The following is a 13,332-nucleotide window of genomic DNA, read 5'->3' as shown; positions in this document are numbered from 1 at the left end:
GCATGCCGCTGCTCAGGACACAGAAGCTCACGGCCTTCTATGGCGACTTCCAGGCGCTGTATGGCGTCGATACAAGCCTCGAGGCGAGCGAGACCATCGCGATCATCGGCGCAAACGGCGCAGGCAAGTCGACCTTCCTGAAAGCAATCGCGGGCCTGATTCCCGGTGCGGCCGACAGCGTGTTGCTCGACGGCCTGCGGATCGGCGCAAAGCGTGCTGCCGACATCGTCAAGCTTGGCGTCGCGCTGGTGCCGGAAGGACGACGGCTATTTCCCTCGCTCACCGTGGAGGAGAATCTCCTGATCGGCGGCTACGGCCGCAAGCTCGCTGGCCCCTGGACGCTCGATCGCGTCTACGCCCTCTTCCCTATGCTGAAGGAGCGGCGGACGTCGCCCGCGCCCATCCTGTCGGGCGGCCAGCAGCAGATGGCCGCGATCGGCCGCGCCCTGATGTCCAATCCCCGCGTGCTCTTGTGCGACGAGATCAGCCTCGGGCTTGCGCCGATCGTCATTGCCGACATCTACGCGGCCCTGCCGCGGATCAAGGCCGAAGGCACCAGCGTCGTGCTGGTCGAACAGGACATCGTGCAGGCGATGAAGGCCGCCGATCGCGTCTACTGCTTCCAGGAAGGTCGCGTCTCCCTGGAGGGCCGTCCCGGCGCGCTCTCGCGCGACCAGATCCACCGCGCTTATTTTGGTTGAATGCGATGACCGGCTTTCTCGACGCGATCATCCAGGGCATCCTGCTCGGCGGCCTCTATGCCCTGTTCGCCACCGGGCTCTCGCTGATGTTCGGCGTGATGCGGCTCGTCAATCTCGCCCATGGCGACTTCATCGTGCTCGCAGCCTTTGCCATTTTCGTGGTGACGGAGAAGCTTGGGCTCGATCCCTTCGTTGCGGTCGCTGTCGCAGCTCCGATCCTGTTTGTGCTCGGCTTTGCGCTTCAGCACGTATTGTTGAACCGTACGCTCGGACGCGACCTCCTGCCACCGCTGCTCGTTACCTTCGGCCTCTCGATCATCATCCAGAACGGGCTGTTGCAGACATTCTCCGCCGACAGCCGTCGCCTGCGCTCCGGCGCGATCGAGACGGCCTCGGTGTCGCTCGGTGGCGATATCGCGGTGGGCGTTGTGCCGCTGCTGACGCTCGCGTCTGCCATCGCGGTGATCGTGCTCCTCAACATCATCTTCTATCGCACCGCGATCGGCCGAGTGTTCCGCGCTACTTCTGACGATCTCGACGTCGCGCAGCTCATGGGGATCGACGTCAACCGCACCTTTGCGATTGCGATGGGCCTTGCCTTCGTCGTAATCGCGATCGCGGCGCTCTATTTGGGCCTGCGGGCCAATTTCGATCCCACCATCGGTCCGGCGCGACTGCTCTATGCCTTCGAGGCCGTGATCATCGGCGGGCTCGGCAGCTTCTGGGGCACGCTGGCGGGCGGCATCGTGCTCGGCCTCGCCCAGACCATCGGCGCGCGAATCGACCCGGAATGGCAGATCCTGTCCGGCCATCTCGCCTTCCTCGTGGTGCTGGCGATCAGGCCGCGCGGCCTGTTTCCGCGCGCGGTCGATTGAGGAGCCGCGATGATGGATACGGGCGCAGCGAGGCCGACGCGGGTGTTTCACATCGAGACCGCCGATCGACTTTCGCGCTCCTCGGCAATTGTCGCCTGTATCGTCCTGCTCATGCTGGTAATGCTCCCGGTCTTCGCCGGCCGCAATCTCATCCAGGATCTGATCTTCCTGTTCTACATGCTGGCCCTGGCGCAATGCTGGAACCTGCTTGCGGGCTACGCCGGCCTGATCTCGGTCGGCCAGCAGGCTTTCGTCGGACTGGGTGGTTATGTGCTCTTCACGCTGACGCTCATCGGCGGCGTCAATCCGTTACTCGCAATCCCCGTTGCGGGCATCGTGTCGGCGACACTGGCTTTGCCGACCGCGCTGATCGTCTTCCGCCTGCGCGGCGCCTATTTCGCGATCGGCACCTGGGTCGTGGCCGAAGTCTACCGTCTGGCTTTCGCGCAGGTGAAGGCGGTCGGCGGCGGCACGGGAACCTCGCTCTCCCCATCCGTCACCTCCTCCGTGCCCGGCATCGAGTGGATCAAGGCGCTGCTCGATGTGCGCACGCCGGCGGCGCGCGACATCGCCTCCTACTGGCTTGCGCTGGCCTTGATGGCCGGCACGCTCGCCTTCGTCTATCTCGTGCTGCGCTCACGCCGCGGCCTTGCCTTGGGCGCGATCCACGACCGCGAGGCCGCGGCTGCGAGCCTCGGCGTCGACATCGAGCGCATCAAGCTCACCGTCTATGTCGCGACCGCCGCGATGACCGGCATGGTCGGCGCGCTGATCTACCTTCAGAAGGCGCGCATCTCGCCGGACGCCGCCTTCTCGGTGCTCGACTGGACCGCCTACGTCGTCTTCATCGTCGTCATCGGCGGCATCGGCACGATGGAAGGCCCTGTCATCGGCGCGATCATCTTCTATCTGATGCAGCGCTATCTCGCCGATTTCGGCGCCTGGTATCTCATCCTGCTGGGCACGCTTGGCATCCTCGTCATGCTGTTCGCGCCGCGCGGCCTCTGGGGCCTCGTCTCCGAACATTACGACCTGACGCTATTCCCGACGCGGCGCCGGCTGGTGGTGGACGAGGATAACGGTCGGGGATGAGGCCGGCACCGTGAATGCCCCTCCCCACTCCCGGGCTCCCATCTTGTTCGCTGCGTCTTCGGCAACGTGATCCGGACCCGAAAGGCCGCGTTAGCGCAAGGTGTGAGGCGGTTTTCCCTCGCGACAAACGCGGAACGCGTTTGCGCGGAGATCATGCCCAAACAGCAACCTAAAGCGCGATGACGATTCATCCTAATCCCATCACGCTTTGGGGGAAGCCGCAGCCTGGTCGCCTTGGCTATTTCTGCCGGAGATCAGTCGTCAGTGGGCGTGTCAGACCCTCAGGTTTTCCGCGCTGCTTTTGCCACGCTTGGGGTCGACTTTGACTTCGTAAGAGATCTTTTGGCCTTCTGCCAAGCCAGAAAGACCCGCGCGTTGGACCGCGCTGATGTGAACGAAGATATCGTTGCCGCCATCGTCCGGAGCGATGAATCCAAACCCTTTTTGACCATTAAACCACTTCACCGTACCCGTCGCCATACTATCACTTCCTTCTGCTTCACTGCTGCATCTGCTCACTGTCCGAGAAAGGACCGCGATTTCTTGCTTACCCTGCCAAAGCTCAACGTCATGAGCGCCAACCCCGTAGCTTCAACCAGGGCCGAGCCGACTTCATTGGAGATGTTATGGCGAGAGATGAATTTGCCGCCGGTGCTTAAAATGTTACGCCTCGATCATCGCCGCGCTTTCCGTGAGAGCGCTTTCCGTTTTGGGTACGTCTTTCGGCTGCTCCAACGCCAGAAATCCGAGTGGGCATCCGCCGCTGTTCGTCCGTGATGGTCGGATCGGCAAGCCGTCCCGATCCGCACCAACGGTCCCGCAACGGGCGGCCGCTACGGGACCATTGGTGCGACGCGTATCGGGTTGCCGATACGCCCCCCAATAAAATGCGACGGAAATGAAGCATGCAATTGTCCCTAAAGACAATTGTCCGTCGGAGGCGGCCGTCCCAACTGCCTTGAGCGCGCAAGGTCAGAAGAATTCCTCCAGGCGCCGGAGCAACCGTTCGGCCACTGCAGGCCGGCGTTCACGATGACGCCACTGGATGTGCGGCAGTTTAGCAGTGCCGGCCAGACGATCCGCCGCCGGGCTCCCAACAAAGCCAGCAAAAAATCTGAGATGTCGCGTCGGGCCGGCTACCTCCCGTTCGTCCTCGGGTTATGAATGGGCAACGGACGTCCGCGTCGGACCCATCACTTCAAGGAGGATTAACGAGCATGCCTAGCACTGTACGCCTGCACCGCGTCCTGGCGACCAGCCCCGAGAAGATCTATCGCGCCTTCCTCGAGGCGGACGCACTGGCGAAATGGCTTCCGCCCAACGGCTTTACCTGCACCGTGCATCACCTGGAGCCGAAGGTCGGCGGCACATTCAGAATGTCCTTTCGGAACTTCACGACCGGCAACGGCCACGCCTTTGGTGGCGAATATGTCGAGCTCGTTCCGGGCGAGCGGCTGCGCTACACCGACAAATTCGACGATCCCAATTTGCCGGGCGAAATCCAGGTGACCGTGATCCTGAAGAAAGTATCGGTCGGCACCGAGCTGGATATCACGCAGGCAGGCATACCGGACGCCATTCCGCCTGAGGCCTGCTATCTCGGCTGGCAGGAGTCGCTGCGGAACCTGGCAAGGCTCGTCGAGCCTGAGATCAATCAGTAGGCCGCGGAGTGAGCTGAACCGCTTTGACGTCAGACGAAAGGGCCGCCTGTTGAGGCGGCCCTTTTTGTGTGACAGACGCATCGCCGTGGGTTCGCCCGGCTCGTCCAATGCCGAGATCATCGCGACCGGCGTTTCACTCGCGCGGGAGCAGCACTCGATCCATAGCGAGGAGCGCTCTTTTCTGGTAAGTACACAACACTCCGGAATCTCCTTCGATGATCAGCAGCGGCGCCTCGAGCTTCCCATGATCACCGCGCGGCATTGGCCCCAATGTCATTTCCAAAGTGTTCGCATTGCGTGCCGGGTCCATGACCGGGCAAAGCGGCCACGACGCGCAGTAGCATCGGCAGAATGGAGGGCCCGATGACCAGAAGGATCAAATGGTGGGGTGTGATCGGCGTCGCGGCGTTCATCATCGGCGCGCTGATCGTGATCCATTACTCACTGCGGATCGCCGCCCTGATGGGGGTCGCTCACTAACGTAGCGAGACGCGGACGGCGACGATCGGGCTATACAAGTAAGCGCCACTCAAAATGTTCGACGAGCAAGGGAGCCCCCAATGTACGCCAATATTCTCTTGAGCACGGATGGATCGGATGTCGCGAGAAAAGGCCTTGAGCATGGAATTGCCCTGGCAAAGGCCTTGAACGCCAAAGTGACGGTGATCACCGTAACGGAACCGCTGCCAGTCGACTATGGGGGCGGACACGCCGGGGGTTGGATTCCCTCGCAGGAAGAGTTTGATCACTTCGACGCAGCCTGCAAGGAACGCGCGGACAAGTTGCTCGGCGAAGCTCGAGCTATGGCGGAGCAGGTCGGAATATCTGCAGAGCTCTTGCATGTTCCGAATGCGCACCCAGCCACTACGATCATAGAAACAGCAAAGTCGGGGGGCTGCGACTTGATCGTCATGGGCTCTCATGGGCGTCGCGGCCTCAGGAAGCTATTCCTGGGAAGTCAAACATCGGAGGTCCTGGCCGACGGAAGCGTGCCGGTATTGGTCGTGCACTAAAACGGATCAAGCTTGCGGCGAGTTAATCTGCCTTACCGAAAAGATATTTGCAGCGGCGCGTGATCTGCGGTTGCTACATCTTGGTGTTTCCATGGAAGCGTAGCCTCCTCGCCGCACGAGGGGGTCTTTAGTGGAGGAAACGCTCGGCCCGGAAGTCTCCCCGACCCTCCGGGCCGCTTTCTCGCCCGGACCGATCGGAAATATTCTGCGCCAGGACGTGGCAGGGGCACACTTCCTTCGTGGCAACAATCAAGCCTAATCCGATCGCGCTCTACGCGCTCGCTCTCGACGTGAGCCCGCCGCTAGCGGCCCAGCGGTCCGGATCGGGGCTGTGTCCGATCAGGGCGAGGCCGTAAGCGATCGACTCGAACTGGTCGCCCGACATCAGCCGTTCGTTGCCGAACCGCTCGGCGAATAGCCGCCGCACCGCGGGCACGAAGGAGGTCCCGCCGGTCAAGAACACCTTTTCTACTTCGCGCGCGGTGATGCCGGCCTCGCCCAGCACCTTGTCGATGGTCGCCCCTAACCTCGCGATATCGTCGGCAATCCAGGCTTCGAAATTTTTCCGGGTGATGGTCGAGCCAATGTCGACCCCGCCGCGATTGAAGCGGAAGTCCACCTGATCCTGGGTCGACAACGCGACCTTGGCATCGGATACCGCGCGGTACAGCGAAAAGCCCAGGTCGAGATCGACGATGGTGATGAAATCCTGAAGCAGAGCCGGCTTCAGCGCGGTGCGCGAAAGCTCCCGGAGCTCGCGCAGATCGCCGTTGCTCTTCATCATCGCGAGCTGATGCCAGCGCGCGAGGTTGGTGTAGTGGCTGTTGGGGATCGGCAGCACCTTGTCGAATGATCGGAAGCTGGTGCCTTTGCCCAGCCGCGGCGAGACGACGTGATCGACGATGCGGTAATCGAACGTGTCGCCCGCAATCCCGATGCCGGCATGGCCGAGCGGCTCGGAGCGCAAAGCCCCGCCTGTTCGCGAAAAACGCATCACGGAGAAATCGCTGGTGCCGCCGCCGAAATCCGCAACCAGCACGGTGGCATCGCGCTCCAGCCGGCGGGCGAAGGAGAACGCTGCTCCCACCGGCTCGTAGACATAGCGCGCGTGGCCGGCGCCCAGGCGTTCGAACGCGGCCCGATAGCGCTGCATCGCCAGCGCCTCGTCGGGATTGCCACCGGCAAAGCGCACCGGCCGTCCGACCGTGATGCTTGCCGCCTCGAAGCCGAACCTGTCTCCGCCATGGCGCGCCAGCGTGCGCAGGAACGCCGCCAAAATATCCTCGAACTTGTAGCGCTGCCGGAACACCTGGGTGGAATTGAAGCTGCTGCTGGCCGCGAAGGTCTTGAACGACTGCAGGAAGCGGTAGACGTGGCGTCCTTCGAGAAACTGTTCGATCGCCCACGGGCCGCCTTCAGCCTGCGCTCCCGCTCCCGGCCGATCCTCCCAGAAGCACAGGGCCGACACAAAGACGCTGTGGCGTTGTCCGCCATGATCGAAGCGGATGGCCTCGACCCTACGGTCGTCCGTCGCGAGCGCGACGACCGTATTGCTGGTCCCAAAATCGATGCCGATCGAGACGGCGGGCGAGGCGCTCGACATAAACCACTCTGACAGATGCTTGGAAAAGGGGGCAGACCATTAGCGGCTTTGAACTGCCCTGCCAAGTCCCCGATCCACCACTGAAATGCCGTCATCCGTCAGCCAAAACCAGAACTCCGCCGTGGCGAGGCGAAATCACATAGAGCTGGTCGGGCGCGACCAACGCGGTTGTGTGTGCCCCCTCCCCGGTCGTGGTCCGTGATCTCGCACCCGTCTTCGGATCGATCGTCTCGATCACACCGGGCTCGCCGATCGCCACATGGACGCGACCGGTGGCCGGATTGAAGAAGGTCACGTCGGGCGCGCCCGCGATCGGCCAGACGTTGGTCACCTTTCCGGACGTGCTGTCGACCTCCACCAGCTCGCCGTCATCGCAGGCGGCGTAGAGCCGGTGGCTGATATGATCGATGTCGAGACCATGCGCACCGCCTGATGGCAATGGCCAATGCACGACGTCGCCGAGATCGGGCAGCCGGGCCGACAAAATCATCGAGGGCTCGCGGATGCAGAGAAACACCCGCTCGGCGGCGGCATTCGTGACGCACCAGCGCGGCCGACCCGGCAGATCGATCGTGCGCTGCGTGACGTCCTTCAGATCGATGCATTGCAACGTCGGCCCTTGCTGCGCATCGCCGATGCAGGCGGCGATGCCGATCCCCTTGCGCCTGACGATCGCTGCACCGTTCGGACGTGGCCCCGACGGGAGGACACCTTTGATGTCGTAAGTCGCGGCGTCCAGCCAGGAGACCGTGGCCGCCCCGCGATTGGTGGTGAGAATTTCGCCGTCATCGGCTACGGCACCTGCCACCCCCGGAAAGCCCGGAAGCGTCGCGATGTGCTTGTGCGTGTCGTGATCGATCACCTCGATGCAGTCGCGCGCGGTGTGGGCGATGAAGACGCGGCGGGTTCTGGGATCGAAGGCGGCATGGTCGAAGTCGCTGTTCGATCCGTCGGGTATGGCGATGACGCCAAGAGTTCTGAGTGACATGATGACCTCGTGAAGTCAGCGAAAGGCAACCGGCAGCACCGAGACGATCAGCGACAGTCCCGCGAACAGCAGCAGCACCAGCACCATCTTGCGAAAAGTCTCGTCGTCGATCTTTCCAAACAGCCTGAAACCCGACCAAAGACCGGCGACCATGAACGGCACGCCCAGCGCGTACAGCACCAGCGTATCCCTGGTGATGGTGCCAGCGGCGGCCTGGGACAGCGAGATGACGACGAAGGCCACGAACAGGACCGGCTGAAACACGGCGCGCTGCACGTCCTTGGGCCATCCGCGCCATTGACAGGAGATCGTCGAGATGATGCCGCCGAGCCCGGTCAGGCCGCCGAGCAGGCCGTTGGAGATTCCGATCGCGATGTCGGCCCCGGTGCCGATCTTCATCGGAGCGAACACGGGTCGAGTCAGCCCGTAGATCGCATAGAGCATCAGCAAGATGCCGACGCCGAAGCGCAGGTGCGTCGGATTGAGATAGGCGAGAATGCTGACGCCGATCGGGATGCCGATGACGGTGCCCAGCGCTAGCGGCCAGGCCTTCCTGAGGTCGAGCACATGCCGCAGCTTGAAGATGCCGTAGCCCTGCGTGAGCAGGCCATAGCCGGCGATCAGCGTGGCGGTCTGCATCGGCGTGATGATGTGCAGCCAGATGCCGGATACGACGAGGCCCATGGCAAAGCCGGAGAAGCCACTGACGAAGCCGCCGCCGAGCGCGGCCAATGCAAACAGCGCGAAGGCAAGTCCATCCACAGGGTCACTCCCCCCGAACGAGGTCGCGAGCTCTTGGATGGATGTCCATCTGACGGGGAGGCCTGCATGTCCCCAACGTCGTCGAGCTAGTGTGGCGGAGCGCTTTGCATGTCGAATTCCGTCTGTGCCGTACGTCAGCTCTTCGTGCTTGCGGTCTTGTCGATCGCGGCGCGCAGGCCCTTGGCGAGCTTGATCGCATCGTCGTTGGCCCAGAAATGCATGAAGAACAGCCGCGGCTGCTCGTCCAGCATGTGGCTGTGCAGCGCCGTCACCTCGATGCCGTTCGCCCTGAGCGCCGCAATCACCGGGTTCACCTCCTCGCCCGTCAGGACGAAATCGCCGGTGATGGCGGCCTTGCCGCCGCCGGTCGGCTGGAAGTTGATGCCGGTCGCAACCCCCAGCGGTCCCACCGGATTGAGCGGCATGCCGCCTTCGCTGATGGGATCGCGACGCGGCACGGTGAACGCGTAGACGCCGCCATTAGCCTGTCCCTTGGCGCCGATGATCTGATCGAGCTGCGCCGTATCGAGATCGACCGCAGGCGGCGGGCCGGCCGGCGCGGCGATGGTAAGCGGCGTCTTGCTCTCGGCGAGCGCATCGTGGATGGCCGCGGCGAGTCTGCTGGGATCGCCATGCCCGGCGACATGTATGTAGAACGTCGCCGGGCTCGCGCGCAGGAGATGATTATGCACGGCTGATATCTCGAGCCCGCTTTCGATCATCTTCGCCATCACCGGATTGATCTCGGATTCGAGCAGCACCAGATCGCCCATGATCATCGCGCCGCCATGCGCGGGCTTGAACGCGATCCAGCCGCCGAGCGCGAGCGCCGGCTTGATGGTCACGCCATCGAGCGTCACGGCAAGATCGCTGCGCGGAAAGCCGTAACGATGCACGTCGCCGGCAACCGTCGGCTTTCGGCCCAGCGTGTCATCGATCCTCTGCCAGTCGACGTCCTGCGCCCACGCAAGTGAAAGGCTGCCCACGACCGCCAGCAGCAGGGTCGCACAAGAGATGATGGATTTGCGCATGAGTGTTCTCCTGGTTGTGTCCTGCCCCAGGGCAACAGGCGCGGCTCCGCGGAGACAGCGCGCCTCAACGTGTGCCGGCGCGCTCGAGCTGCCGGCAAGTCGGGATCGTTTGTCAGGTGAAGTCGGGATGTAAGCTGACATGCGGCGTCCTCGAGAAGTCAGGACGCGATTCTTGGGCATGTCGCCTCACGGGGAGATCGCACATCCCCGTTAGGCGAATAAAGACCCTCGCGCCCACCGCGTCAACATGGTGGTGCCGATCGGGCTCGAGATGATCAGAGCAACGGAAACCGCCCCGCTTTGCTCCATTTCCGCATCCTTATGCCCGAAACGGCCGCTTTAAGGGAAAGTTATGCTGCAATGCAGGATGACAAATGCTGCTATGCAAACAAATCGATTGTTTCTGGCATCTGGCATACATAAGTTGCCCTTCGAAGATGAGACGGCACACTGGCCGCCTTGAGAAAGGGAACTTCCGATGTCCAAGTCCGCCGCCGTTGCGCTCCAGCCCTCCAGCTCTCTGATCAGCCGCCTCGTGGCCGCGATCGACCGCCTGTTGATGGCGAGCGCCGAGATCTCCATTCGCAATGGCGACCAGCCGCGCTTTGGCCTTTAAGACCTTCAGCGCGTCGTATTGTCGCGCCGAGTTTAAATCTCCCGAATTGCGACTTTCGATGAATGGCCCCTCTCCGCGGGGCCATTTCTATTTGTGCCCACGGCTCGTTGCGCGACCTCGATTCAAGACGGTTGCGGCATAAGCGCACGGCGAGCCGTCGGGCGCTTGAAGCTTGGCATAATGAATACAAGAATGCCTCTACAGCGCTCGCAACAAAGAGAAGCGCCTCTGGAGGATTCATGACGGACATGGTGCACGCAACAACGGCCCCAGCGGCCGCTCGCGTCAGCGACACCTTTCGCTGGGCTCAACTCGCGATCGGCGTAGCCGCGATGGTGATGATCGCGAACTACCAATACGGATGGACGTTCTTCGTCCCCGACATCCAGAAAACGTTCGGCTGGGATCGCGCCTCGATCCAATGGGCCTTTACGTTGTTCGTGCTGTTCGAGACCTGGCTCGTGCCGGTCGAGGGATGGTTCGTCGACAAATACGGCCCGCGCATCGTCGTGCTCGTCGGCGGCGTGCTATGCGCGATCGGCTGGGTGATCAACGCCAAGGCCACCACGCTGAACGGTTACTATCTCGGCATGATCGTCGCGGGCATCGGCGCCGGCGCCGTCTACGGCACCTGCGTCGGCAACGCGCTGAAATGGTTTCCGGACAAGCGCGGCCTTGCCGCCGGCCTCACCGCGGCCGGCTTCGGCGCAGGCTCCGCGCTCACGGTCGCGCCGATCCAGGCGATGATCAAGGACTCAGGATTCCAGTCCACCTTCCTCTATTTCGGCCTCGGCCAAGGCATCATCATCTGCATTCTCGCCTTCTTCCTGCTCGCGCCGAAGCCGGGCCAGGTGCCAAACGTGGTGCAGAATGCAGCGCTGGTGCAGAGCCGCCGCAACTATCAGCCGACCGAAGTGCTGCGACAGCCGATCTTCTGGCTGATGTACTTCATGTTCATGATCGTCGGCGCCGGCGGCCTGATGGTGACGGCGAACCTGAAGCCGATCGCGGTCGACTGGAAGGTCGACGCCATTCCGGTCACGCTCGTCGGCATGACCATGACGGCGGTGACCTTCGCGGCGACCATCGACCGCGTGCTCAATGGCCTGACGCGTCCGTTCTTCGGCTGGATCTCCGACATGATCGGCCGCGAGAACACGATGTTCATCGCCTTCGGCATGGAGGGCATCGGCATCTGGATGCTCTACCTCTGGGGCCACGATCCCGTCTGGTTCGTGCTGCTGTCGGGCTTCGTGTTTTTCGCCTGGGGTGAGATCTACTCGCTGTTCCCCTCGACCTGCACCGACACGTTCGGCGCAAAGTTCGCGACCACCAATGCGGGCCTGCTCTACACTGCGAAGGGCACAGCCGCACTTCTTGTTCCGCTCGCGAACTACGTGCAGCAGACCTCGGGCCATTGGGACAACGTCTTCATCATCGCGGCCGGCGCCAACATCCTTGCCTCACTGCTTGCGATCCTGGTGCTGAAACCCTGGCGCAAGACTGTGGTCGCGCAGGCGACTGCGTAAGACTTTACCTCTTCCATCTGCGTGTTGCGCCCGGCCCCCTGGGGCCGGGCGTTTTCGTTTTTTGGAGACCGGTTCCGATTTCACATAATCCGAAGGCGCCAATGCATTTTGCTGCGACGCATGACAAGATAGGGCTTGCATTCTGGGATGTGGTATACCAAGGTGCGCGCCGCGCTTGCGACGATACGCCACAAGATTTGCGACACTCCGCCGTCTTGCCGGCGTGGATAACAACAGACAGGCGCCTTGGGAGGTTGTTGATGATTTCCAGCACGGACGGCGCCGTCACGGCCGCGCCTCTTCGAAGTGGTTTCCGTTGGCTCCAGCTCGTGATGGGCATCGTCTGCATGGCGATGATCGCCAACCTGCAATATGGATGGACGCTGTTCGTCGATCCGATCGACGCCAAGCATCACTGGGGTCGCGCCGCGATCCAGCTCGCTTTCACGATTTTCGTGGTGACCGAAACCTGGCTGGTGCCGATCGAAGCCTGGTTCGTCGACAAATACGGCCCACGCATCGTGATCATGTTCGGCGGCGTGATGATCGCGCTGTCCTGGGTGCTCAACTCCTACGCTGAATCGCTCACCTTCCTGTATGCCGCTGCGGTCGTCGGCGGCATGGGTGCGGGCGCGGTGTACGGCACCTGCGTCGGCAACGCGCTGAAATGGTTCCCCGACCGCCGCGGTCTTGCTGCCGGCGCGACCGCCGCAGGCTTCGGCGCAGGCGCCGCGATCACCGTCGTGCCGATCGCCAGCATGATCGCCTCGAGCGGCTACCAGAGCGCATTCTTCACCTTCGGCATCGGCCAGGGGCTGATCGTTTTCCTGCTCGCCTTCTTCATCCAGCCGCCGTCGATCTTCGTGCCGCCGAAGAAGAAGAAGCTCAACCTGCCGCAGACCAAGATCGACTTCACCCCGCCGCAGGTGCTGCGCAGCCCGATTTTCTGGGTGATGTACGTGGTGTTCGTGATGGTTGCCTCCGGCGGCCTGATGACTGCGGCCCAGATCGCGCCGATCGCACACGACTTCAACATCGCCAACACGCCGGTCACGCTCGCCGGCTTCCAGATGGCGGCGCTGACCTTCGCGATCTCGCTCGACCGCATCTTCGACGGTTTCGGCCGGCCGTTCTTCGGCTGGGTCTCCGACAATATCGGCCGTGAGCACACCATGTTCATCGCCTTCGGCACGGCCGCCCTGATGCTGCTGACGCTGTCGGCCTATGGCCACGTGCCGATCGTGTTCGTGCTCGCGACGGCGGTGTACTTCGGCGTGTTCGGTGAGATCTACTCGCTGTTCCCCGCAACCTGCGGCGACACCTTTGGTTCGAAGTTCGCAACCACCAACAACGGCATGCTCTACACCGCGAAGGGCACCGCCTCGCTGCTGGTACCGCTCGCAAGCGTGATCTCGGCGACCTATGGCTGGAAGTCGGTGTTCGTCGTGGCAGTTGCGCTGA

At 62.7% G+C, this 13,332-nt stretch carries 13 protein-coding genes; 8 read left to right on the top strand and 5 right to left on the bottom strand.

Annotated elements, in window-relative coordinates; translation table 11 throughout:
* Positions 1 to 2: 2 nt before the first annotated feature.
* From SO180_RS08065 to SO180_RS08055, 3 genes are read left to right on the top strand one after another with little or no spacing between them, the layout of a single operon-like run.
* Positions 3 to 701 (top strand): ABC transporter ATP-binding protein, encoded by a 699-nt coding sequence (locus tag SO180_RS08065; protein ID WP_449378281.1) that lies wholly within the window; start codon positions 3 to 5, stop codon positions 699 to 701.
* Between the two features lie 5 nt (positions 702 to 706).
* Positions 707 to 1,576, top strand: coding sequence for a branched-chain amino acid ABC transporter permease (locus SO180_RS08060; protein WP_449378280.1), 870 nt, complete (start codon positions 707 to 709; stop codon positions 1,574 to 1,576).
* Positions 1,577 to 1,585: 9 nt separating this feature from the next.
* Positions 1,586 to 2,668 carry a branched-chain amino acid ABC transporter permease gene (locus tag SO180_RS08055; RefSeq protein ID WP_449378279.1) on the top strand — a complete coding sequence of 361 codons (1,083 nt, stop codon included), beginning with the start codon at positions 1,586 to 1,588 and terminating at the stop codon, positions 2,666 to 2,668.
* A 273-nt stretch (positions 2,669 to 2,941) separates the two neighbouring features.
* Here SO180_RS08055 and SO180_RS08050 read toward each other — a convergent pair whose 3' ends face one another.
* On the bottom strand, positions 2,942 to 3,148 hold the full coding sequence (locus SO180_RS08050) for a cold-shock protein (RefSeq protein ID WP_449378278.1): 207 nt from the start codon (positions 3,146 to 3,148) through the stop codon (positions 2,942 to 2,944).
* Between the two features lie 737 nt (positions 3,149 to 3,885).
* Here SO180_RS08050 and SO180_RS08045 point away from each other — a divergent pair.
* Both SO180_RS08045 and SO180_RS08040 read left to right on the top strand, forming a co-directional pair.
* On the top strand, positions 3,886 to 4,329 hold the full coding sequence (locus SO180_RS08045) for an SRPBCC family protein (RefSeq protein ID WP_449378277.1): 444 nt from the start codon (positions 3,886 to 3,888) through the stop codon (positions 4,327 to 4,329).
* A 560-nt stretch (positions 4,330 to 4,889) separates the two neighbouring features.
* Positions 4,890 to 5,342 (top strand): universal stress protein, encoded by a 453-nt coding sequence (locus tag SO180_RS08040; protein WP_449378276.1) that lies wholly within the window; start codon positions 4,890 to 4,892, stop codon positions 5,340 to 5,342.
* A 271-nt stretch (positions 5,343 to 5,613) separates the two neighbouring features.
* Here SO180_RS08040 and SO180_RS08035 read toward each other — a convergent pair whose 3' ends face one another.
* The 4 genes from SO180_RS08035 to SO180_RS08020 form a co-directional block, all read right to left on the bottom strand.
* Positions 5,614 to 6,945 (bottom strand): Hsp70 family protein, encoded by a 1,332-nt coding sequence (locus SO180_RS08035; protein ID WP_449378275.1) that lies wholly within the window; start codon positions 6,943 to 6,945, stop codon positions 5,614 to 5,616.
* A 91-nt stretch (positions 6,946 to 7,036) separates the two neighbouring features.
* The gene (locus SO180_RS08030; RefSeq protein WP_449378274.1) at positions 7,037 to 7,933 is read right to left on the bottom strand and encodes a YncE family protein; all 897 of its coding nucleotides are present in this window, start codon (positions 7,931 to 7,933) and stop codon (positions 7,037 to 7,039) included.
* A gap of 15 nt (positions 7,934 to 7,948) precedes the next feature.
* Complete coding sequence (locus tag SO180_RS08025) at positions 7,949 to 8,695, bottom strand: sulfite exporter TauE/SafE family protein (protein WP_449378273.1); 747 nt, start codon at positions 8,693 to 8,695, stop codon at positions 7,949 to 7,951.
* 134 nt (positions 8,696 to 8,829) lie between these two features.
* Positions 8,830 to 9,726 (bottom strand): DUF1259 domain-containing protein, encoded by an 897-nt coding sequence (locus tag SO180_RS08020; RefSeq protein WP_449378272.1) that lies wholly within the window; start codon positions 9,724 to 9,726, stop codon positions 8,830 to 8,832.
* A 478-nt stretch (positions 9,727 to 10,204) separates the two neighbouring features.
* On the opposite strand from SO180_RS08020, the gene SO180_RS08015 reads away from it, so the two are divergent.
* The 3 genes from SO180_RS08015 to oxlT (SO180_RS08005) all read left to right on the top strand — a co-directional run.
* A complete protein-coding gene (locus tag SO180_RS08015) occupies positions 10,205 to 10,342 on the top strand; it encodes a hypothetical protein (RefSeq protein WP_198031694.1) in 138 nt (45 codons plus the stop codon).
* A 239-nt stretch (positions 10,343 to 10,581) separates the two neighbouring features.
* Entirely contained in the window at positions 10,582 to 11,871 is a 1,290-nt protein-coding gene (oxlT, locus tag SO180_RS08010; RefSeq protein WP_449378271.1) for an oxalate/formate MFS antiporter, read from the top strand.
* Positions 11,872 to 12,131: 260 nt separating this feature from the next.
* Positions 12,132 to 13,332, top strand: a 1,201-nt coding sequence (gene oxlT / locus SO180_RS08005) for an oxalate/formate MFS antiporter (RefSeq protein WP_449378270.1), incomplete at its 3' end; no start/stop codon positions are given.

It is taken from the genome of Bradyrhizobium sp. UFLA05-112, assembly GCF_053572325.1.
This window is presented reverse-complemented; position numbering and strand designations above follow the sequence as displayed.

Bases quoted from the DNA above. Each gene is read 5' to 3' on its own strand.
- SO180_RS08065 (WP_449378281.1), top strand. From the start codon at position 3: ATGCCGCTGCTCAGGACACAGAAGCTCACGGCCTTCTATGGCGACTTC.
- SO180_RS08035 (WP_449378275.1), bottom strand. From the start codon at position 6,945: ATGTCGAGCGCCTCGCCCGCCGTCTCGATCGGCATCGATTTTGGGACC.
- SO180_RS08045 (WP_449378277.1), top strand. From the start codon at position 3,886: ATGCCTAGCACTGTACGCCTGCACCGCGTCCTGGCGACCAGCCCCGAG.
- SO180_RS08015 (WP_198031694.1), top strand. From the start codon at position 10,205: ATGTCCAAGTCCGCCGCCGTTGCGCTCCAGCCCTCCAGCTCTCTGATC.
- SO180_RS08050 (WP_449378278.1), bottom strand. From the start codon at position 3,148: ATGGCGACGGGTACGGTGAAGTGGTTTAATGGTCAAAAAGGGTTTGGA.
- SO180_RS08040 (WP_449378276.1), top strand. From the start codon at position 4,890: ATGTACGCCAATATTCTCTTGAGCACGGATGGATCGGATGTCGCGAGA.
- oxlT (WP_449378271.1), top strand. From the start codon at position 10,582: ATGACGGACATGGTGCACGCAACAACGGCCCCAGCGGCCGCTCGCGTC.
- SO180_RS08060 (WP_449378280.1), top strand. From the start codon at position 707: ATGACCGGCTTTCTCGACGCGATCATCCAGGGCATCCTGCTCGGCGGC.
- SO180_RS08030 (WP_449378274.1), bottom strand. From the start codon at position 7,933: ATGTCACTCAGAACTCTTGGCGTCATCGCCATACCCGACGGATCGAAC.
- SO180_RS08020 (WP_449378272.1), bottom strand. From the start codon at position 9,726: ATGCGCAAATCCATCATCTCTTGTGCGACCCTGCTGCTGGCGGTCGTG.
- SO180_RS08055 (WP_449378279.1), top strand. From the start codon at position 1,586: ATGATGGATACGGGCGCAGCGAGGCCGACGCGGGTGTTTCACATCGAG.